The sequence below is a fragment of the Kitasatospora sp. McL0602 genome, assembly GCF_052076145.1.
Taxonomy (GTDB): Bacteria; Actinomycetota; Actinomycetes; order Streptomycetales; family Streptomycetaceae; genus Kitasatospora.
Map to the genome: position 1 here is coordinate 2692743 of NZ_CP197246.1, position 20826 is coordinate 2713568.

Genomic DNA, 20826 nt, shown 5'->3' on the forward strand with positions numbered 1-20826 from the left:
ACCACCGCTCCCCGTCCGGCTCGCTGCGGCCGCAGGTCCCCGCCGCAGCCGTCCGGGGACGACGCTACCCGGCCGTACGGCGAGGCCGTAGGCCGGTCCGTAAGCCCGCGGAGGATCAAATCGGGGTAAAACATCAGGATTTGGCTGGTTTCAGACAGCGGAGAGCGGGGAGGAGACCGGTGCCACCGAACCAACTGTCGGCGGACCGGCCGGTGCCGGGACGACAGGACCCTCTCCGGCGCCCCGCGTCCGCACCCAGGGCTGCACCGCCCGCGCACGGCAGGTCAGCGCGTGCCGGGCGGCGTGGCCCGCCCGCAGCCGCCTGGGCGGGGCGGGTACGACAAAGAGGCCCTCGATCCAGCGGGATCGGGGCCTCGTCGTCGGAGTCGTTCCAGTACCAGTGGTGGCTAGTACCAGTGGTGCGACTGCCAGAAGGACCACGCACCGCACGGCGAGCCGTAGCGGTCGTTCATGTAGTTCACGCCCCACTTGATCTGCGTCGCGGGGTTGGTGCGCCAGTCGGAGCCGGCCGAGGACATCTTCGAGCCGGGCAGGGCCTGGACGAGGCCGTACGCGCCGGAGCCGGAGTTGGTGGCCGTGTAGTCCCAGCCGCTCTCGCGCTTCACGATCTGGCTGAAGCACTGGAACTGCGAGTCGTCACCGATGATCGACGCGGCGAGGCCCTGGACGGAGCCGGCGCTGTACGACGTCGTGTCGGCGACCAGTGCGGAGCGCGCCTTGGCGCGGTTCGCGGCCTCCTCGTCGGCCTTGCGCTTCTCGTCGGCGGCCTTGGCCGCCTTCTCGGCGTCCGCCTTGGCCTGAGCGTCTGCGGCAGCCTTCTGACGGGCTGCCTCCTCCGCGGCCTTCTTGGCGGCGGCGTCGGCAGAGACCTGCTGCGCGTTGGCCTGACGACCGAGGTTCTCGCTGACGGTCTGCGCGTGCGCCCCCGTCGGCACGTCGGCGAGCAGCGTCGCACCGGCGACGTCCACCGTCGAGACCTTGGGGCCCTCGCTGCCCGAGGCCACACCCACGACGGCACCGACAGCGGTGACGGCGGTGGCGGAGGCCACAGCAACTCCCCGGACCGAGATCCGAGTCACATGGTTTCCTTCCAGCATCGCCCACGCGTGACCGTACGGGCGCAACATGCCCCTTGGCTCTGGCCTCCATGCATGCTGGTCACGGAAGGCACTGGCCCGGCGCCGGACCGACTCGCGTCGGCACAGCGTTTTGATCGGGCGGCGTACGGCTCGGCGGTCTTCAGTTGTCCACCCGCCGGCCGAGGCCGCCGGGCGATTCGTACACACCGTCACCTTTCGGTGGCGCGGGCCCTCTTGCGGGAGCCCTGTCACGCCGTACGCGGGGCCTGACAGAAACCTCACCATGCCGCACCGGGACGTGCCGACGCAATTCCCGGTTGCGTGGCGCATCTCACAATCTCGGCGAGCAGGGGGTTTGCCGATTCGGCTGACAAATGACTGTCAGATGTGATGCGAAAGCTGGGATGCACCGCTCAACGGTGCATCCCAGCCCGGTGATTCGCCCTGCTATGCCCGAAATGTCATGCCGTCACGGACCGTCAGCCCGAGCCCCCTGACCTGGTCAGAGCTGGATGTCCTCCAACATCTCGGTGACCAGGGCCGCGATCGGCGAACGCTCGGAACGCGTGAGGGTGATGTGTGCGAAGAGTGGATGACCCTTCAGCTTCTCCACCACCGCCACCACTCCGTCGTACCGACCGACCCTCAGATTGTCACGCTGCGCGACGTCGTGGGTCAGCACGACCCGCGACCCCTGGCCGATCCGGGACAGCACGGTGAGCAGCACGTTCCGCTCCAGGGACTGCGCCTCGTCCACGATCACGAAGGCGTCGTGCAGCGAACGCCCCCGGATGTGGGTGAGTGGCAGGACCTCCAGCATCCCGCGCGAGATCACCTCCTCGATCACGTCCGGGGTGGTGACGGCGGAGAGGGTGTCGAAGACGGCCTGCGCCCACGGGCTCATCTTCTCCGACTCCGAGCCGGGCAGGTAGCCCAACTCCTGCCCGCCGACCGCGTACAGCGGGCGGAAGACCATCACCTTGCGGTGCTGCTGGCGCTCCAGCACGGCCTCCAGCCCGGCGCAGAGCGCGAGGGCCGACTTGCCGGTGCCCGCCCGGCCGCCCATCGAGACGATGCCGACCTCCGGGTCGAGCAGCAGCTCCAGGGCGACCCGCTGCTCGGCGCTGCGTCCCCGCAGCCCGAACGCCTCGCGGTCACCGCGCACCAGCCGGACCCGGCCGTCGTGCGTGACCCGGCCGAGGGCACGGCCCCGCTCGGAGCTGAGCACCAGCCCGGTGTGGACCGGCAGCTCGTCCGCGCCGTCGATCTCCACTGCGGCGTCGTGGCCGGCCCCGAAGAGCGCGTCCACCTGGTCACCGCCGACGTGCAGCTCGGCCATGCCCGTCCAGCCCGAGGTGATCGCCAGCTCGGCCCGGTACTCCTCGGCGAGCAGCCCGACGGCGCTGGCCTTGATCCGCATCGGCAGGTCCTTGGAGACGACCGTGACGTCGTACCCCTCCGCCTGCAGATTCCTGGCCACCGCCAGGATGCGGGTGTCCGCCTCACCTCCGCCGAGGCGGTACCCGGCCGGCAGCACCGAGGTGTCGGAGTGGTTGAGCTCCACCCGGATGGAGCCGCCGACCTCCCCCACCGGGATCGGCTCGTCCAGCCGCCCGTACCTGACCCGGTAGTCGTCCAGCAGGCGGAGCGCCTGCCGGGCGAAGTACCCGAGTTCAGGGTGGTGCCGTTTGGCCTCCAGCTCGGTGACGACCACCACCGGGAGGACGACCTCGTGCTCCTCGAAGCGCGTCAGCGCGAGCGGGTCCGCCAGGAGCACGCTGGTGTCGAGAACGTACGTGCGCCGGTCTGGTGTCCGGCGGCTCTTGGTACTGACCACTAGGCCTCCAGAGCGGATGACCCTGCGTCACCCGCGGCATGCCGGTCCCCGCGACCCCGGTTGGCCGGAGTACCGGTCTGCCTTCGGTATTCCCAGGCGAACCACCCGCCATTCGCACTCGGGCGAATGTCGATGAACGTTTACCTGACCGGCACCGGATTGATCGTCAAACTCAGGACTACAACCCCACTCCAGGTGGGACAGACGCCCCGGCTGCCCGGCCTCACAGGACCGACCTCAGAGGCCCAGCCGGCGGTGCCGCTGCTGGTAGTCCCTCAGGGCACGGAGGAAGTCGACCCTGCGGAAGGCGGGCCAGTAGGCCTCGCAGAAGCAGGCTGCCTCACTGCGGGGGACGACCCCCGCACCCCCAGCCGACCCCGCGCGGGCTGACCGACCTCAGAGACCCAGCCGGCGGTGCCGCTGCTGGTAGTCCCTCAGTGCGCGGAGGAAGTCGACCCTGCGGAAGGCGGGCCAGTAGGCCTCGCAGAAGCAGGCTGCCTCACTGCGGGGGACGACCCCCGCACCCCCAGCCGACCCCGCGCGGGCTGACCGACCTCAGAGACCCAGCCGGCGGTGCCGCTGCTGGTAGTCCCTCAGTGCGCGGAGGAAGTCGACCCTGCGGAAGGCGGGCCAGTAGGCCTCGCAGAAGCAGGCTGCCTCACTGCGGGGGACGACCCCCGCACCCCCAGCCGACCCCGCGCGGGCTGACCGACCTCAGAGACCCAGCCGGCGGTGCCGCTGCTGGTAGTCCCTCAGGGCACGGAGGAAGTCGACCCTGCGGAAGGCGGGCCAGTAGGCCTCGCAGAAGTAGAACTCGCTGTGGGCGCTCTGCCAGAGGAGGAAGCCGGAGAGGCGCTGTTCGCCGGAGGTGCGGATGACGAGGTCGGGGTCGGGCTGGCCCTTGGTGTAGAGGTGTTCGGCGATGTGCTCGACGTCGAGGATCTCGGCGAGCTCCTCGATCGAGGTGCCTCGGCCGGCGTGCTCCTGGAGGAGGGAGCGGACGGCGTCGGCGATCTCGTGGCGGCCGCCGTAGCCGACGGCGACGTTGACGGTGATGCCCTGGATGTGGGCGGTCGCCTGGGCGGCCGCCTTCAGGACGTCGGCCGTGTGCTGCGGCAGCAGGTCGAGCGCGCCGACGGGGTGGACCTTCCAGCGGCCGTCGGCAGCCAGGCGCCTGACGGTGTCCTCGATGATCCCGAGCAGCGGGACGAGTTCGTCGGCGGGCCGGGAGAGGTTGTCGGTGGAGAGCATCCAGAGCGTGACCACCTGGACGTGCGTCTCGTCGCACCAGCCCAGGAACTCGCTGATCTTGTCGGCGCCGCGCTGGTGACCGTAGGCGGTGGTGCCGCCGGTGGCCTTGGCCCAGCGGCGGTTCCCGTCGAGGATCACCCCGATGTGGTGCGGTGTCTCGGCGAGGTGCACCTCGACCCGGCGACCGTAGAGCCGGTAGGCGTTCTCCAGCAGGGTGCGGAGACCCGGCGTGCGCTCCACAACATCGCGCAGACCCATGACGTTACGGCCCCTCCGTGCTCAGTCCCCCACGTGCGAAATGCCCCCGGCGAAGCCTACTCCGGCCTGGTGCACCTGAGGAAAGCCGCAGGTATCGACAGTGTCACGGACACCTCCCGCAGCCACCCGGTCGCATGTGGTGACCGTCACATCCCTTTCGGACACGGAACGGTATCCGGTTCCTTAAAAAACCCGTAAGCCGTCCGTCGGATGCTTGACGCTCGCCATTGGTCTAGTCCAGTTTGTGACCGAGGGCACACCGGCCGCCCCCACCGGCCGGTCCCCTCGCTCTCCTCTCCTTTCTCTCCTTGCTCTCCTTGCTCTCCTTGCTCTCCTTTCTCTCCGAAGCGTCACCTGCGGTCCTCCCCTCCCCCACACGGGGCCGCCGCGACCCCCACCGCGGCGGTCCTCCTCCTCCCCCAACGGAGTGCCTCATGGCCCGTACCCTGCAGCAGCCGTCCCACCGGCGCCGCCGCACGAGCGTCCCCGCCGCACTCGCGGCCGGCACCACCGCCCTCGCCCTCGCGGGCACCGGCCTCGCCCTCTTCGCGGGCGGCGCCAGCGCGGCGGTCGGCAATCTCGTCGCGAACGGCGGCTTCGAGGCCGGAAATCTCTCCGGCTGGAGCTGTGCCGGCACCGCGAGCGCCGTCGGCAGCCCGGCGCACTCCGGCTCGTACGCGCTGAGCGCGACCCCGAGCAGCTCCGACACCGCGCAGTGCACGCAGACCGTCAGCGTGCTGCCGAACACCAGCTACACGCTGAGCGGCTGGGTGCAGGGCCCGTACGTCTACCTCGGTGCGACCGGCACCGGCGGCACCGACCCGAGTTCGTGGTCCAGCCAGAGCAGCTGGAACCAGCTCGGCAGCACCTTCACCACCGGCGCCAAGACCACCAGCGTCACCCTCTACGTGCACGGCTGGTACGGCCAGAGCGGCTACAACGCGGACGACATCACCTTGACCGGCCCCGGCGGCACCTCCTCGCCGAGCCCGACGGCCTCCGCCAGCTCGTCGCCCAGCTCCAGCCCCAGCTCGTCGCCGAGCAGCAGCCCGAGCTCGTCCCCCAGCTCGTCCCCCAGCTCCAGCCCCAGCTCGTCGCCGAGCAGCAGCCCGTCATCCAGCCCGTCGCCGACCGGCACGACCACGCCGCCGCCGGCCACCGGCCTGCCCAAGCACGTGCTGACCGGCTACTGGCAGAACTTCGACAACGGCGCGACCGTCCAGAAACTCAAGGACGTCCAGAGCGCGTACGACATCATCGCGGTCTCCTTCGCCGACGCGGACGCGACCAAGGCCGGCGGCATCACCTTCACCCTCGACCCGAAGCTGGCGACCGCCCTCGGCGGTTACACCGACGCCGACTTCAAGGCCGACATCGCCGCCAAGCACGCGGCGGGCAAGAAGGTCGTCCTGTCGGTCGGCGGGCAGAACGGCGCGATCAGCGTCGGCAACGCCACCGCCGCCGCCAACTTCGCCAACAGCGCGTACGCCCTGATCCAGCAGTACGGCTTCGACGGTGTCGACATCGACCTGGAGAACGGCGTCGACGCGACCTACATGGCGCAGTCGCTGCACACCCTGGCAGGCAAGGTCGGCTCCGGCTTCGTGCTGACGATGGCCCCCGAGACGATCGGGATGTACAGCACCGCCGGTGCGTACTTCCAGCTCGCGCTCAACACCAAGGACATCCTGACCGTCGTCAACACCCAGTTCTACAACTCGGGTTCGATGAACGGCTGCGACGGCAACGTCTACTCGCAGGGCACGGTCGACTTCATCACCAGCCAGGTCTGCACCCACATCCAGGGCGGGCTGCGGCCCGACCAGGTCGGCATCGGCGTCCCGGCGTCCGCCAAGGGCGCGGGCAGCGGCTACGTCTCCCCGGCGGTCGTCGACAACGCTCTCGACTGCCTGGCCACCGGCACCCACTGCGGCACCTTCGTCCCGCCGGCCAAGTGGCCGACCATCCGCGGCGCGATGACCTGGTCGACCAACTGGGACGCGGCCAACGCCAACGACTTCTCCAACACCGTGGGCGCCCACGTCCACGCCATGCCGTAACTCCCCCGGGCCGGCTCCCCTTGAGGGTGGGGGCCGGACCACCGGAGGCCCGTCGTACCGCCTGGGGCGCGACGGGCCTCCGGCATGTCGGGAGTCAGCCGGGCCTCAGACCGATTCGGACCGGACGGTCTCCGTGGGCAGACCGGCCTCGACCCAGTCCTGGATGCCCTCGCGGTACTTGCGGACGTCGGTGTAGCCGAGGGCGGTGAGCCGGTCGGCGACCTGTCCACTGTTGGAGCAGGCCGGGTTGGAGCAGTAGGTCACGATCGCGGCCTCGCGGTCGGGCAGCAGGCCGAACGCCTGGGCGTCGACGTCGGCCGGGGTGAGCGCGAGGGCGCCGGGCAGGTGCTGCTGGTCGTAGTAGGCGCCGCCGAGCGTGTCGACGACGGTCACGGTGCCGGCGTCGATCGCCACGGCCAGGTCGTCGCGGGTGATGAGTGCGGTCATGCCACTGCCCTCCAGGAAATCGGACTATAGTCCTCTTGTGACTCAGGACATTAACGGACCGCAGTCCGGTTCGGCAATCCCCTTGGAGCTGCTGCGCACTCCGCCCCCCAAGGAGCGGTCGGACGCAGCGCGCAACCGGGCCGCCGTCCTGGAGGCGGCCGCCCGGCTGTTCGCCGAGCACGGAGTCGAGGCGGTGTCCATGGACCAGGTGGCCGCGGCCGCCGGCGTCGGCAAGGGCACGCTGTTCCGCCGGTTCGGTGACAAGTCCGGGCTGGCCGTCGCGCTGCTGGACGCCCGCGAGCGCGTCCTCCAGGAGGCCGTCCTGCACGGGCCGCCCCCGCTCGGGCCCGGCGTCCCCGCCGAGGAGCGCATCGCCGCCTTCCTCGATGCCTACTTCGACTACCTGCTGGAGCACCTGCCGCTGGTCCGGATGTCGGAGACCGCCACGCCCGGCGCCCGCTACCGGATCGGGGCCTACCGGTTCTGGCACCGCCATCTGGCGATCCTGCTCAGCACCGCGCCGGACCCGGAGCACACCGCCCACGCCCTGCTCGCCCCGCTGGCCGCCGACCACGTCGCGGCGCTGCTGCCGGAGCTCGGCGAGCAGCGGATGCGCGCAGGTCTACGCCGCCTGGGCCGCCAGGCGATGTGACCCCCTCGCAGGTCAGGCGTTCAGGACCGCCAGCAGCGCGCCGAGCAGCATCGCGGGCCCGAAGGCGAGCGAGTCATCGCGCTTCGAACGGCCCGCCAGGAGCAGCGCCAACCCCCATGCTCCGGCGAGCAGGAAGCCGGCGCAGAAGCCCGCGAAGACCGTCTGCCAGCCGTACCAGCCGAGGATCGCGCCGAGCGAGGGGGCGAGCTTGGCGTCGCCGAGGCCCATCGGGGCGAGCAGTGCGAACGCGCCGTAGACGGCACCGAAGGCCAGCGCCGCGTACAGGCAGCGGAGCAGCACCGGGCCGTGATGCTCCGTCAGCAGGAGCAGCGCAGCGGTGCCGACGGCCAGCGGGAGGGTGAGGGCGTCGGGGAGGCGGTGCACGGCGGCGTCGACGAACCCGAGGACCACCCCGAACAGCCCGGCCCAGGCGAGCAGCAGCACCGCCGGCCACCCGGCCGATACCCCGATCGCCGCACCGACGGACGCACCGACGGACGCACCGACCGCCGCCGCAGCCAGCTCGACCAGCCCGGGGGGCGGCCCGCCGCGCTCGCCGCAGCCGGGGCAACCCCCGTGCGGCAGCCGCCAGTAGCGCCCGTGCGGGCAGCAGAGCCGCAGCGGTTCGCCGTACGGCACGGCGTACCGGACGACGGCGGCCCGCAGCACCGGCGCCGTCAGCAGCCCGACCGCCGCACCCGCCCACGCACTGATCATGGTGCCCCCCTCCGCCCGATCGAACCGAGCCTACGGCCCGTACCATCCTCCGGGCGCCCTGGGCCCCTCGCTCACCAGCGCCGTGGGACCAGCGAGGGGATGCCCGCCGTGAGCGCCCGCTCGGGCACCCTGAAGTGGACGTTCCACGACGACTCCGACCCCGGTTCCTACAACGACTGGCATCTGAGCACCGACGGCAGTGTCGCCTTCGCCCGGCTCGGCATCCGGACGTACGCGCTGCCCACGGGCTGAGCCGTCGGCCGGACCACCGACTTCCGAATGTGTGGAAAGGCACGAGGTGATCAACGATCCGGCGCCGTAGAGTTGCCCGACATGCAGGTGATTCAGTCCAGCAAGCTCGCCAATGTCTGCTACGACATCCGCGGACCGGTGCTCGACGAGGCGATGCGTCTGGAGGACCAGGGGCATCGCATCCTCAAGCTGAACACCGGCAACCCCGCCGCGTTCGGCTTCGAAGCGCCCCCCGAGATCCTTCAGGACATCCTGAAGAACCTCTCCACCGCGCACGGTTACGGTGACTCCAAGGGGCTGCTCTCGGCGCGCCGCGCCATCGTCATGCAGTACGAGGAGCGCGGCCTGCACGGCCTCACGGTCGAGGACGTCTTCCTCGGCAACGGCGTCTCCGAGCTGATCCAGCTCGCCATGATGGCCTTGCTGGACGACGGCGACGAGGTGCTCGTCCCGGCGCCGGACTACCCGCTCTGGACGGCGTCCGTCAGCCTCTCCGGCGGCAACGCGGTGCACTACCGCTGCGACGAGCAGTCCGAGTGGTACCCGGATCTCGCGGACATCGAGGCCAAGGTCACCGACCGGACCCGCGCGATCGTGGTGATCAACCCGAACAACCCCACCGGGGCGGTCTACCCGCGCGAGATCCTCGAAGGCATCGTGGAGATCGCCCGCCGCCACAAGCTGGTCGTCTACGCCGACGAGATCTACGACAAGATCCTCTACGACGACGCCGAGCACATCCCGCTGGCGACGCTCGCCCCCGACCTGTTCTGCGTGACGTTCAACGGCATGTCCAAGTCCTACCGGGTGGCGGGCTTCCGCTCCGGCTGGATGGTGCTGTCCGGTGACCGGCACCGGGCCCGCTGCTACATCGAGGGCCTCACGGTGCTCGCCTCGATGCGGCTCTGCGCCAACATGCCGGCCCAGCACGCCGTCGCCGCCGCGCTCGGCGGCCGGCAGTCGATCAAGGACCTGGTGCTGCCGGGCGGGCGCCTGCTGGAGTCCCGCGACGCGGCGTACAAGCTGCTCAACGAGATCCCCGGCGTGAGCTGCGTGAAGCCGAAGGGCGCGCTGTACGCCTTCCCCCGGCTCGACCCGCAGGTGTACAAGATCAAGGACGACGCCCAGATGGTGCTGGACCTGCTCCGGGCGCAGCGCATCCTGATCGTCCAGGGCACCGGCTTCAACTGGCCCGAGCCGGACCACTTCCGGCTGGTCACGCTGCCCCGGCCGGAGGACATCACGGACGCGGTGACCCGGATCGGGGACTTCCTCAGCGGGTACGTGCAGCCGTAACCGGACCTACGACGACAACGACAACGACCTACGGCCGGAGCTTCCGCTCCGGCCGTAGGTCGTTCAGCTGTCGTGCCTGGTCGTGCCTAGCCGAGGCGCTTGACCAGCTCGCGGTACTCGTCCCACAGCTCGGTGGGGGTGTGCTCGCCGAACAGCTCCAGGTGGGCGGGCACCAGAGCCGCCTCCTGGCGCCAGATGTCGGCGTCGACGGTGAGCAGCAGGTCGAGGTCCTCCTGCGAGAGCTCCAGGCCGTCGAGGTCGAGCGCGGACTGCTCGGGGAGCACGCCGATCGGGGTCTCGACACCGGCGGCGGTGCCCTCCAGGCGGTCGACGATCCACTTGAGCACGCGGCTGTTCTCGCCGTACCCGGGCCAGACGAACTTGCCCTCGGTGTTCTTGCGGAACCAGTTCACGTAGTAGATCTTCGGCAGCTTCGACGCGTCGGCCGAGGCGCCCAGCTTCAGCCAGTGGTCGAAGTAGTCGCCCATGTTGTAGCCGCAGAAGGGCAGCATCGCGAACGGGTCGCGGCGCAGCTCGCCGACGGTGCCCTCGGCGGCGGCGGTCTTCTCCGAGGCGATGTTGGAGCCCAGGAAGACGCCGTGCTGCCAGTTGAAGGACTCCGTCACCAGCGGGACGGCGGTGGCGCGGCGGCCGCCGAAGAGGATGGCCGAGATCGGCACACCCGCCGGGTCCTCCCACTCGGGGGCGATGGTCGGGCACTGCGCGGCCGGGACGGCGAAGCGGGCGTTCGGGTGGGCGGCCGGGGTGTCGCTGTCCGGCGTCCAGTCGTTGCCGCGCCAGTCGGTCAGGTGCGCGGGGGCCTCGTCGGTCAGGCCCTCCCACCAGACGTCACCGTCGTCGGTCAGCGCGACGTTGGTGAAGACCGTGTTGCTGTGCAGGGTGTCGATGGCGTTGGCGTTGGTGTCCACGCCGGTGCCGGGGGCGACGCCGAAGAAGCCGGCCTCGGGGTTGATGGCGTAGAGGCGGCCGTCGGCGCCGAAGCGCATCCAGGCGATGTCGTCGCCGATCGTCTCGACCTTCCAGCCCGGGATGGTGGGCTGGAGCATCGCGAGGTTGGTCTTGCCGCAGGCGCTCGGGAAGGCGGCGGTGACGTACTTGACCTCGCCGGACGGCGGGGTGAGCTTGAGGACGAGCATGTGCTCGGCCAGCCAGCCCTCGTCCCGGGCCATCGTGGAGGCGATCCGCAGCGCGTAGCACTTCTTGCCGAGCAGGGCGTTGCCGCCGTAGCCGGAGCCGAAGGACCAGATCTCGCGGGTCTCGGGGAAGTGCGAGATGTACTTGGTGCTGTTGCACGGCCACGGCACGTCCGCCTGGCCCTCGGCGAGCGGGGCGCCGACGGTGTGCACGGCCTTGACGAACTCGCCGTCCTCGCCGAGCTGGTCGATGACGGCCTGGCCCATCCGGGTCATGACGCGCATCGAGACGGCGACGTAGGCGGAGTCGGTGATCTCGACGCCGTACGCGGCCAGCGGGGAGCCGACGGGGCCCATGGAGAAGGGCACGACGTACATCGTGCGGCCCTTCATCGCGCCCTTGAACAGGCCGCTCTCACCGCTGAACAGCTCCCGCATCTCGGCGGGGGCCTTCCAGTTGTTGGTCGGGCCGGCGTCCTTCTCCTGCTCGGAGCAGATGTAGGTGCGGTCCTCGACGCGTGCCACGTCCGTGGGGTCCGAGGCGGCGTAGTAGGAGTTGGGGCGCTTCTCTTCGTTGAGCTTCTTGAAGGTGCCCTGGGCCACGAGCAGGTCGGCGAGGCGCTGGTACTCCTCGTCCGAGCCGTCGCACCACTCGATACGGTCCGGCTGGGTCAGCTCCGCGATCTCGCTCACCCAGGCCAGCAGACGCTTGTGGCGGGTGGGCGCGGATGCGCTGAGAGCAGAGTTCTCGTACGACACGATCGCTCCGTTTCACGCCATCTCGGCTAGGAGACGGCGTCGCGGGGGTTGAGGGTGATTGCAGCGTAGCTCCGGCACCTGGCCCAGAACACGGCACCTTGGCGGTTTTGACGCATCTTTTACTCCTCTCCGTCCTATTACTCACGAGTAACAAGGCGCCCAGGTCCCGGTCGAGACCCTCGATTGACATAGTCGAACACTCCAGAACGTCTAAAAGTGATGAGGCCCACTTCCTACTTATCGGTAACCTACGCTCGCGTAGGTAGCATGATGCCCATGACTGCGGACGAGGGCACGGCCCTGGAAGTGACCGAGACCCCCCTCAAGCCGAAGTGGCGCGGATGGCTGCACGCGGGGATGTTCCCGGCCTCCGTCGCCGCGGGGATCGTGCTGATCTGCCTGGCCGACTCGACGCCCGCCACGATCGCCTGCACCGTCTACTCGGTCACCGCCTGGCTGCTCTTCGGCGTCAGCGCGGTCTACCACCGCTTCGACTGGGGGCCGCGCGGCGACGCGGTGCTGCGCCGGCTCGACCACGCGAACATCTTCCTGATCATCGCGGGGTCGTACACGCCGTTCGCCATCCTGCTGCTCGACGGCGGCAGCCGGGACATCCTGCTCGGGCTGGTCTGGGGCGGCGCGCTCGCAGGCATCGCCTTCCGGGTCTTCTGGGTCGGCGCGCCGCGCTGGCTCTACACGCCCTGCTACCTCGCGCTCGGCTGGGCCGCCGTCTTCTTCCTGCCCGACTTCCTCCGGACCGGCGGCGCCGCCGTGATCACCCTGATGATCGTCGGCGGTCTGCTCTACAGCGCGGGCGGCGTGATCTACGGCCTGAAGCGGCCGAACCCCTCACCGCGCTGGTTCGGCTTCCACGAGGTGTTCCACGCTTTCACCCTCGGCGCGTTCATCGTGCAGTACGTCGGCGTCTCACTCATCGCCTACAGCGCGACCGGCTGAGCCCGCCTGACCGTCCAGGCGCTCCAGCGTCCGACGGCAGCGCTCGCAGTGCACCGCGTCGTGGCCACGGGCCGGCGTCCGGACGTGCGCGCGGACGCGGAAGCGCCGCCCGACGTGGGCCATCACCAGCAGCACCTCGACGGTCGCGACCGCCCAGACGTACCGGGGGCCGCCCGCCAGATAGGCCGCGACCACGGCCAGCGCCGCCGTCACCCCCGCAGCCGACGCCCAGAACTGGGCGTCGTGAGCCACCTTGCCCGCCACCGCGCTACCCCCTCCCGGCCGTGCGCCGAGTGCCGCAATCATTGCACCGAGCGTGACACGGCCCACCGGCGCGGTGGGCGAACAGGGGATCAACGCTTCATCAATTCTGGGAAATCCCTTACCGATCAAGGGTCGGACGCATACGTAAGGGGCGCGCGGCCCAGGTGATCAGCCTGGGTCGCGCGCCCCTCCCTTTCCTTGTGCCGCTAGCTCTTGGCGGTCCTGCGCCGCAGCGCCAGCCCCGCCCCCGCCAGTACGGTCACACCCAGAGCGGCCGCCCCGGTCAGCAGCGGCAGCGTGGTGCTCCCGTCGGTGACGGCCCGGTCGCCAGCCGGCGCCGCGTCGAGCTGGAAGCCACCGCCCTTGCCCGCCTTGTCGTACGCCGAACCGGGCAGCTTGTCGCCGTACCGCTGGTGCACCAGCTTCTGGTACGCGGGCAGCGTGACCCCGCCCGCGCCGACCGAGCGGCGGGCCTCGTCGTCCAGCGGCAGCACCCGGCCACCGCGCAGCACGTACCAGGCGTTCAGCTGCGGCTCACGGAAGGCCGTGCCGCCGCCGGTGCTCGCCGCCCGCGCCGCGTAGTCCGTCTCGTCGGCGCCGGAGGCGATGTTGACCACCCGCCACGAGGCGCCGTCCTCGACCGTCCACACGGAGGCCCGCTGCCCGTCGGCCGCGACGGCCTCGCTGGCCACGAAATCCGGCCGGGCGACGGGCGCGCCCGCCTGACCGGCGACGAACCCAGCGTCCAGGGTGTAGACCGGCACGGTCGCGCCGGTCAGCCTCGGGGCTGACTGGCTCGCCGCCCGTGCTTCGTCCGCCGGGCTGATCGCCAGCGGCTGGGTGGGCGGCACGCCCTTGCGGGCGAAGAAGTGCCCGAGCTGCCCGAGGGTGGCCGGGGCGGTGGCCGCGCTCCGGGCGGCGGCCAGCTCGGCCGCGCTCGGGGCTGCCGGGGTGACACCGTCGGCCGCCTGGGCGAGCGGGGCGACGGCCAGGCCCAGGGTGGTGGCGAGCGCGGCGGTGACGGCGGCGCGGCGGGTGAGGCTACGGATGTCGGTCATGGTCGTCTCCTCACGCGCCGATCCGGTACAGGGAGTGGGTCCAGGAGAACGAGTTGTTGCTGACGTAGTACCAGTAGTCGGCCCAGTTGTACCGGTTGTCCGAGGGCCACGGGTCACCCCAGTACACCCAGTTGTTGCTGACGTCGTAGCCGTACAGCACCTCCATGTGCCCGCCGCCCGAGCTCCACTGGATGCGGGTCTCGACCGGCCGGTTGGCGTCGATCTCGCTCTGCACCGTGGTGTAGCGCAGGTACCCGTTCACGTACGAGCCCGGGTTGATGCCGATCCAGCGCAGCGCGTTCTGCACGTCGTCCAGCGCGGCCTGGCTGTTGGGGCAGGTCGAGTTGATCGCGCGGCCGAACGCGGCGTTGCAGAACTGGTTCTGGCTGTAGGTGTAGCCGTAGTACGTGGCGATGGTGTTGCCACTGCCCGCCCAGCACCACTCGTCCTGCTGCTGCGCCTGCATGGTGATGTTGAGCTTGCGCCAGGTCGCGGCGGCGGAGGCCGTCGCGGTGCGGGGCTGCTGTTGCTGCTGGGCCTGCTGCAGCGTGCCGGCCTGGGCCTGTGGGGTGGCCTGAGCCTGGGCTGGAGTCGTGGTGGCTACGGTGAGGACGGGAGCGAGGACGCCGAGGGCGAGAGCGGCGACCGCTCTGCGCAGGGGTATCCGGGTAGCTGACATGAGTTCTCCTCCTTGCGAGTCCGCAGGAGAGGGGGTGTGGGGGACGCGTCCGGACGCGTTACGGCAGAGCATCGACCCACGACGGAGCACGGTCAACGGATCCCGGAGCAGCCCTCAGGGCGCTGTGAACCGGGCCGTCGAGGTGTGAACGCGGCTGCTGTCAACGGCCCGTCCGCAGGACGTATGCCGCCCAGGCTGGTGACAATGCACCGCCCACGTGTGAATATTCACGGTCAACCAGGCAGCGCAGCCGACAGGTAGACCGTCAGGAACGAGGGGCCCATGCCGCACAGCGTCCAGCCCGATCTGGCGGCCGTGCTACGCACCGGCCCCTTCCACCTCGCGCTCCGGGCCGCCATCACCGCGCGCGGGCTCGCCCTGCACCGCGTGCAGCAGCACCTGGCCCAGCGCGGGGTGCACGTGGGCGTCACCAGCCTCAGCTACTGGCAGCAGGGCAGACGACGGCCCGAGCGCGCCGAATCCCTGCGCGCGGTACGGGTGTTGGAGGAGGTGCTCGACCTCCCCGCGCACTCGCTGACCAGGCTGCTCGGGCCGCGCCAGTCACCGGCCGAGGCCAACTCCCCCGCCACCAGGCCCTACCGGGACCTGATCGCGCCCGCCGCAGCCGTCGACGACCTGCTCGCCACCATCTCCGGGCCGCGCGACACCGGCCTGCACACCATCACCCACATCGAACGCATCCGGGTCGGCGCCGACCGCCAACTCCTGCGCCGGGACTCGCAACACGCCCTGCGCGCCCACCGCGACGGCATCGACCGCTACCTCGCCCTCTACCAGGGCGACCCCGGCTGCGACATCACCCGCGTCACCGTCCGGGGCGAGGAGAACTGCCGCCCCGGCCGGGTCCGCCGCGACCCGGCCGCCAACCTGCTGCTCGCTGAACTCCTCCTCGACCGCCGCCTGCGGGCCGGTGACACCCACCTGCTCGGCTACGGCTTCGACGACGCCCCCGCACCCGCCCCCAGCTGCGAGTACGTCCGGGGCTTCAACTCCGGCGCCGGGCAGTACGTCCTCCAGGTGACCTTCCACCCCGACGCGCTGCCCGTCCGCTGCCACCGCTTCGCCAGCCACTCGCCGGGCCAACCACCGTACGAGACCGAGGAGTTGACCATCGACGGGCACCATTGCGTCCACCTGGTGGCGAGCAGCCTACGGCCCTGCCTGCTCGGCATCCGCTGGGACTGGGAGTGACCGGCCCCTGAGGGATTCGATGCGCGCCTACCGGAAGTCGACCACCAGGCAGTCCTCGACCGGGCGGTAGCCGATCTTCTGGTAGATCGAGTTGCTGGTCGGGTTGGCGAGGTCGGTGTAGAGCAGCACCTCGGCCGCACCCTGCGCGACGGCGTGCGCCGAGCCCGCTGCCGTCAGCGCGCTCGCGTAGCCGTGCCCCCGCAGCTCCTTCGGTGTGAACACCGGCCCGACCCGCGACATCCCCGCCAGCACCGGGCTGACCCCGGCGAACGAGACCAGCCGCCCGTCGACCTCCCAGACGTGCAGCACACCCGCCGCAATCCGGCTGTCGACCTGGGGCCCGAAGTCCCTCATCGGGGCCCCCACCTCCGCCTCCGCAACGAAGTCCTCGTGCCACCCGATCAGGACCTCCCGGTCGGCTGCGGTCGCAAGCCTGGCCCGCCCCTGCGGCGCCGGGGTGGGGATCACCAACTCACCCAGCCGGTAAAGCCGTTCCTCGACCTGCACCGAGCTCTCCCCCGGCCACCCGTCGACGAAGGCCCGCGCCTGGTGCTCCCCGCCGCCGACCCCTGGCAGCTCCTGGCCCGCCCCGCTCAGCAGCCGGGCCAGCTCGCCCGCGGCCTCCGGCGGCATCATCCCCAGCCGCACCGGGTGCGGCGGCGTCCGCGCGAACGCCCCCGCCACGGGCTTCCCCGGCCCGGCCCGCCACCACCCGAAGACGGGCAGCTGCTCGCCGTAGGCGTGCAGCCCGTCCTGCCGGAGGTTGTGGGTGAGTGTCAGCAGCACGGTGTTCTGCGCCGGGTGCGCCGCGAGGAACGAACCGGCCTCGGCATCGAATTCGTCCAGGGAGGAGCTCAAAGTCCAGGTCATGCCCCATCGTGCCCGGCCGCCCGGCCCTGACGCGCGCGAATTACGGGGTGGTCAACTCCAGCGCAGGGCCCCCAGCCGTTCGGCCAGCACGGCCGGGTCGGCGGTCGGTGCGTCGCAGGCGAAGTGCCGGCAGACGTACGCCGCCGGGCGGCCGTCCAGCAGCGGACGGTCGGCCAGCAGCGGCACCTCCGTGCTGCCGGGTTCGCCGAGGGCGACGACCGCGCCGGGGGCGGTGGCGAGCAGCGCGATCCGGTGCAGGTCCGCGGTGGCCGGGTCACCGGCGGGGCCGACGACGGCGATCTCGCGGGGGCCGTCCGCCAGGGCCTCCGCGGCGGCCAGGCCCCAGCCGATGAAGCGGGGGGCCTGGGCGGCGAGGGCCCCGACGACGCCGAGAGCACGTTCGGCGGCGGTGCGGTGCAGCTCGGAGCCGGTACAGGCGGCGTACGTGAGCAGGGCAGCTGCGGCAGCCGTCCAGCCGGAGGGGGTGGCGTTGTCGGTCGGGTCCTGCGGGCGACGGATCAACTGCTCGGCATCGTCGGCGGTGTCGTAGAGGGCGCCCGACTCCGGGTCGGTGAAGTGCAGCAGGACGGTGTCGAGCAGCCCGCCCGCCAACCCGAGCCACTCGGCGTCACCGGTGACGGCGTACAGCGCGAGGAAGCCCTCGGCCGTGTCGGCGTAGTCCTCCAGCACACCCGCGTTGGCCCCGGCCCGGCCGTCGCGGGAGGTGCGCAGCAGCCGCCCGTCCTCGGTGAGGTGGACGGCGAGCAGCAGGTCGGCCGCCCGGACGGCGGCGGTGACGAGCTCGGGGCGGCCGAGCAGGGCGCCGGCCTCGGCGAGCGCGGCGATCGCCAGGCCGTTCCAGGCGGCGACGACCTTGTCGTCCCGTGCGGGGGCGGGTCGCTCGGCGCGGGCCGCGAGCAGCGCGGCGCGGATGCGCTCGTACGCCGCCATGTCCTCCGGGTCCGCCGGGTCGACGGGGAGTTGGAGCACCGAGCTGCCGTGCTCGAAGGTGCCCGTCACATCGAAGAGTTGGACGGCGACGGCGGCGTCCGCGGCCCCCAGCACGGCGGTGAGCTGCTCGGGCGTCCAGGCGTAGTAGGCGCCCTCGACGGACTTCCCGGTGGCCGGGTCGAGGCTGTCGGCATCCAGGGCGGAGGCGAACCCACCCTCGGGGGTGCCGAGTTCACGCAGCAGGAAGTCGGCGGTCTCCAGGGTGATCCGGCGGGCCTGGTCACTGCCGGTGGCGCGCCAGAGGTGCAGGTAGACGCGGAGCAGCAGGGCGTTGTCGTAGAGCATCTTCTCGAAGTGCGGCACGATCCAGTCGGCGTCCACGGAGTACCGGGCGAAGCCGCCACCGAGTTGGTCGTAGATGCCGCCGCGCGCCATCGCGTCGCAGGTCCGCTCGGCCATCTCCAGCGCGACGGCGGAGCCCGTCCGGGCGTGGTGGCGGAGCAGGAACTCGATCGCCATGGACGGCGGGAACTTCGGCGCGCCGCCGAAGCCGCCGCGCTTCTCGTCGAAGCTCCGGGCGAGCCCGGCGACGGCCTGCCGCAGGTCCGCCTCCGCGGGCGGGTGGTACGCGCCCTTCCCGTACACCTCGGCCCGCTCGGCGAGCTCGGCCCGCAGCCGCCCGGCGACCTCCCCGACCTCGTCCCGCCGGTCCCGCCAGGCCGCCGACACCCCCTCCAGCACCTGCCGGAAGGCGGGCATCCCGTGCCGTGGCTCGGGCGGGAAGTACGTCCCGAAGTAGAACGGGTCCTTCCCCGGCGTCAGGAAGACCGTCATCGGCCACCCACCTTGGCCGGTGGCCGCCTGCACCGCCTCCATGTACACCGCATCCACATCCGGCCGCTCCTCGCGGTCGACCTTCACCGCGACGAAGTGCTCGTTGGCGTACGCGGCGATCGCCTCGTCCTCGAAGGACTCATGGGCCATCACATGGCACCAGTGAATTAGTAGAAGCATAAGTGGCAGGACGCATAGCCCACACTCAAGAGGATGGGCACGTCCCGCCGCTTAGCTTCATTCATCGCCTCCTCTCCCCATGGCCACCAATCCACCGGATTGGAAGCATGCTGGAGCAGGTACGGCGACGTCGCGTTCGCGAGTCGATTCATACCGGCATCGTCCCACGAGCCGGACCGCCCAGCCCGCAGCTTCCGCGAGTCGGACCAGGAGCGCTACCCCTCGAACTCGCCACTCAGGGCCCAGGTGCCGGCCACTCACGCGCTGGCTCGTCATATCGATACTCCTCCGGCTCCCAGGCACGGAGCAGGTCGAGCAGCCCTGCGTCTCCGTCAACGTGCAAGGAGTCGGCCGGGACACGGTCGTACAAGTAGATGAACGCGCTGGGCGTGAACCGGGGGATGGCAGCGAAACCGTCGTAGTGGTCAGCGCTCGACAGGTCTCCGCATGTGGGGAAGCCTCGGGCCGCCGCGATCGCGGGGGCCGGCCCGCGTTCCGCGGGCCGGTCTCGTCGGCCGGGCGGGGCGGGTGGGTCAGGTATCGGCGTCGGGGCTCTGGCCGTGCTGGGAGCGGCGGAGCTGGTCGTTGATGCGCAGGGCTTCTTCGAGTTGGTCTTCGAGGATGACGATGCGGCAGGCGGCGTCGATGGCGGTGCCCTGGTCGACGAGGTCGCGCACGCGCATCGCGATGCGCAGTTGGTAGCGGGAGTAGCGGCGGTGGCCGCCCTCTGAGCGCAGTGGGGTGATGAGGCCCTGGTCGCCGAGGGATCGTAGGAAGCCGGCGGTGGTGCCGGTCATCTCGGCTGCGCGGCCCATGGTGTAGGCGGGGTAGTCGTCGTCGTCGAAGTTGCTGGCGGCGTCGGGAGTATGGGGTCGGATGGTTGCCGTGGTCACTGCACCTCTTCTTATTGTGTCCGGGGACGCGCTGAGGGGCCCCGGTGCCGTTGCGGCTACCGGGGCCCCGAAGGGTTTAACACCATCTACCGGCCCTTGGGCCGGGTTCCTTGTATCCGCGTCGCCCCGGGTGAGGGGGCCTGCGGGGATCGCGTATGCGTGACCGGAAACCACCGTCCTTGCCTTGGGGTCTACGGAGTCCGCCCGGGTGAATGCCTCACGGGCCGGGCGATCCTGATGGCGCTCTGTCCCTCCGTTCATCCTCTGTACTGACCGATTACTGCGAACTGCTCGGTACTGCTCACACGGGTACTTCTCGGTACTGCTGTGGCGGTCCTGGTGGTCCGCCGGGTCCGGCAGCCAGCCCCGTCGCCCGTCCTGCTCAACTGCTCGGCTTGGAACCCCACTGCCCGGACCTCCCAGCACGCGCGCCCGCAGTCCTGGCGCCTTCACTGGGATACCGCGTCCTGCGACTGCTGGCACTGCCCAACTCAACTTCACCTGCTGGTCATGCACTTGCTGAACTGCGGTACCGCTCAGCGGCGGCCCCTGATACCTGCGGGCCGCCCGGCCCGGCCACCGGTCCTGTCGCCTTACTGCACCATCCCTGGCTTCAAGACCCTGCAACCGTGCCGACCTGCAAACTTCTGTACTGCTGCCCGCCAGTTCGTGTCTGGCGAGTACCGCTTGACTGCGTCTACGAGAGAAACACTAACCACGGCGCCGGGCAATGTCTACTTCAGTCAGCATAGATTTTTCGGTGCCTGTCGGAGAGGTAGTCTTCGCCCGACGCGGGGGCCGCCGATCGCCGCACCCGCGCCCAGGTCGGACAACGTCGCGCCCAGCGGCTCAGGACACAGTGGATGGGAGGGGAGCGGTGGAAGAGCCGCAGGCCGCGCCGCAGGTGCGCGCCCCCGCCCCCAATACCCAGGCGTTGCTGGTGGCGGCCATCGCCGAAGCGGTCCGGGACCGGGACGAGCGGGGCCTGCGCAGGCTGCTGGCCCGCTTCGCCGAGCAGGCTGCCATCGCCGACCTTCCAGCCCTGCGTGACGCTCTCGATCTCGCCCGCTGTCGTCTCGGCCGGCCGTCGGCTCCCCGCTAGCCGCATCTGCACCGGGCGCGTTACTCGGGTGCCACGCGCGGAC

Annotated in this window: 18 protein-coding genes and 4 pseudogenes; 7 read left to right on the forward strand and 15 right to left on the reverse strand. The window is 70.9% G+C overall.

All coding sequences use genetic code 11. From position 1 onward, the window contains the following. Window positions 1-407 precede the first annotated feature (407 nt). The 6 genes and pseudogenes from ACR68M_RS12100 to ACR68M_RS12125 all read right to left on the reverse strand — a co-directional run bounded on the left by ACR68M_RS12100 (window position 408) and on the right by ACR68M_RS12125 (window position 4446). Window positions 408-1100 carry a transglycosylase SLT domain-containing protein gene (locus ACR68M_RS12100; RefSeq protein WP_441250465.1) on the reverse strand — a complete coding sequence of 231 codons (693 nt, stop codon included), beginning with the start codon at window positions 1098-1100 and terminating at the stop codon, window positions 408-410. 502 nt (window positions 1101-1602) lie between these two features. Further along, on the reverse strand, window positions 1603-2937 hold the full coding sequence (locus ACR68M_RS12105; protein ID WP_441250466.1) for a PhoH family protein: 1335 nt from the start codon (window positions 2935-2937) through the stop codon (window positions 1603-1605). A 237-nt stretch (window positions 2938-3174) separates the two neighbouring features. Continuing rightward, window positions 3175-3231, reverse strand: a pseudogene (locus ACR68M_RS12110) (hypothetical protein); the annotation flags it as partial. A gap of 102 nt (window positions 3232-3333) precedes the next feature. Next, window positions 3334-3426, reverse strand: a pseudogene (locus ACR68M_RS12115) (undecaprenyl diphosphate synthase family protein); the annotation flags it as partial. A 66-nt stretch (window positions 3427-3492) separates the two neighbouring features. Next, a pseudogene (locus ACR68M_RS12120) lies at window positions 3493-3549 on the reverse strand (hypothetical protein); the annotation flags it as partial. A 102-nt stretch (window positions 3550-3651) separates the two neighbouring features. Next, window positions 3652-4446, reverse strand: coding sequence for an isoprenyl transferase (locus ACR68M_RS12125; protein ID WP_441250467.1), 795 nt, complete (start codon window positions 4444-4446; stop codon window positions 3652-3654). A 434-nt stretch (window positions 4447-4880) separates the two neighbouring features. Between ACR68M_RS12125 and ACR68M_RS12130 the strand changes: the two genes are divergently transcribed. Beyond that, on the forward strand, window positions 4881-6506 hold the full coding sequence (locus ACR68M_RS12130; RefSeq protein ID WP_441250468.1) for a chitinase: 1626 nt from the start codon (window positions 4881-4883) through the stop codon (window positions 6504-6506). Window positions 6507-6611: 105 nt separating this feature from the next. On the opposite strand, the gene ACR68M_RS12135 is transcribed toward ACR68M_RS12130, so the two are convergent. After that, window positions 6612-6953, reverse strand: a complete 342-nt coding sequence (locus tag ACR68M_RS12135) for a rhodanese-like domain-containing protein (protein ID WP_441250469.1) — start codon at window positions 6951-6953, stop codon at window positions 6612-6614. 37 nt (window positions 6954-6990) lie between these two features. Here ACR68M_RS12135 and ACR68M_RS12140 point away from each other — a divergent pair, with 37 nt between their 5' ends. Continuing rightward, complete coding sequence (locus tag ACR68M_RS12140; RefSeq protein ID WP_441250470.1) at window positions 6991-7605, forward strand: TetR/AcrR family transcriptional regulator; 615 nt, start codon at window positions 6991-6993, stop codon at window positions 7603-7605. A gap of 12 nt (window positions 7606-7617) precedes the next feature. Here ACR68M_RS12140 and ACR68M_RS12145 read toward each other — a convergent pair whose 3' ends face one another. Continuing rightward, window positions 7618-8322, reverse strand: coding sequence for a prepilin peptidase (locus ACR68M_RS12145; protein WP_441250471.1), 705 nt, complete (start codon window positions 8320-8322; stop codon window positions 7618-7620). 108 nt (window positions 8323-8430) lie between these two features. Between ACR68M_RS12145 and ACR68M_RS12150 the strand changes: the two genes are divergently transcribed. Continuing rightward, on the forward strand, window positions 8431-8574 hold the full coding sequence (locus ACR68M_RS12150) for a hypothetical protein (RefSeq protein ID WP_441250472.1): 144 nt from the start codon (window positions 8431-8433) through the stop codon (window positions 8572-8574). Window positions 8575-8655: 81 nt separating this feature from the next. Beyond that, a complete protein-coding gene (locus ACR68M_RS12155; protein WP_441250473.1) occupies window positions 8656-9870 on the forward strand; it encodes a pyridoxal phosphate-dependent aminotransferase in 1215 nt (404 codons plus the stop codon). 86 nt (window positions 9871-9956) lie between these two features. On the opposite strand, the gene ACR68M_RS12160 is transcribed toward ACR68M_RS12155, so the two are convergent. Next, entirely contained in the window at window positions 9957-11783 is a 1827-nt protein-coding gene (locus tag ACR68M_RS12160; RefSeq protein ID WP_441250474.1) for a phosphoenolpyruvate carboxykinase (GTP), read from the reverse strand. A gap of 267 nt (window positions 11784-12050) precedes the next feature. Between ACR68M_RS12160 and trhA the strand changes: the two genes are divergently transcribed. Further along, window positions 12051-12740: a PAQR family membrane homeostasis protein TrhA gene (gene trhA / locus ACR68M_RS12165; protein ID WP_441250475.1), complete on the forward strand. Its 690-nt coding sequence runs from the start codon at window positions 12051-12053 to the stop codon at window positions 12738-12740. Here the strand turns inward: trhA and ACR68M_RS12170 are convergent. From ACR68M_RS12170 to ACR68M_RS12180, 3 genes are all read right to left on the reverse strand, one after another. Beyond that, complete coding sequence (locus ACR68M_RS12170) at window positions 12711-13004, reverse strand: hypothetical protein (RefSeq protein ID WP_441250476.1); 294 nt, start codon at window positions 13002-13004, stop codon at window positions 12711-12713. The two genes, trhA and ACR68M_RS12170, sit on opposite strands and share 30 nt — an antisense overlap. 206 nt (window positions 13005-13210) lie before the next feature. Further along, complete coding sequence (locus tag ACR68M_RS12175; protein ID WP_441250477.1) at window positions 13211-14062, reverse strand: hypothetical protein; 852 nt, start codon at window positions 14060-14062, stop codon at window positions 13211-13213. 10 nt (window positions 14063-14072) lie between these two features. Next, the gene (locus ACR68M_RS12180) at window positions 14073-14741 is read right to left on the reverse strand and encodes a papain-like cysteine protease family protein (protein WP_441250478.1); all 669 of its coding nucleotides are present in this window, start codon (window positions 14739-14741) and stop codon (window positions 14073-14075) included. A gap of 282 nt (window positions 14742-15023) precedes the next feature. Between ACR68M_RS12180 and ACR68M_RS12185 the strand changes: the two genes are divergently transcribed. Beyond that, on the forward strand, window positions 15024-15953 hold the full coding sequence (locus ACR68M_RS12185) for a hypothetical protein (RefSeq protein WP_441250479.1): 930 nt from the start codon (window positions 15024-15026) through the stop codon (window positions 15951-15953). Between the two features lie 27 nt (window positions 15954-15980). On the opposite strand, the gene ACR68M_RS12190 is transcribed toward ACR68M_RS12185, so the two are convergent. The 3 genes and pseudogenes from ACR68M_RS12190 to ACR68M_RS12200 all read right to left on the reverse strand — a co-directional run bounded on the left by ACR68M_RS12190 (window position 15981) and on the right by ACR68M_RS12200 (window position 19603). Next, complete coding sequence (locus ACR68M_RS12190) at window positions 15981-16823, reverse strand: GNAT family N-acetyltransferase (RefSeq protein WP_441250480.1); 843 nt, start codon at window positions 16821-16823, stop codon at window positions 15981-15983. A 51-nt stretch (window positions 16824-16874) separates the two neighbouring features. Beyond that, a pseudogene (locus ACR68M_RS12195) lies at window positions 16875-18940 on the reverse strand (thioredoxin domain-containing protein). A 381-nt stretch (window positions 18941-19321) separates the two neighbouring features. Next, on the reverse strand, window positions 19322-19603 hold the full coding sequence (locus ACR68M_RS12200) for a helix-turn-helix domain-containing protein (RefSeq protein WP_441251592.1): 282 nt from the start codon (window positions 19601-19603) through the stop codon (window positions 19322-19324). A gap of 955 nt (window positions 19604-20558) precedes the next feature. Between ACR68M_RS12200 and ACR68M_RS12205 the strand changes: the two genes are divergently transcribed. Continuing rightward, window positions 20559-20783, forward strand: coding sequence for a hypothetical protein (locus tag ACR68M_RS12205; protein WP_441250481.1), 225 nt, complete (start codon window positions 20559-20561; stop codon window positions 20781-20783). Window positions 20784-20826 lie beyond the last annotated feature (43 nt).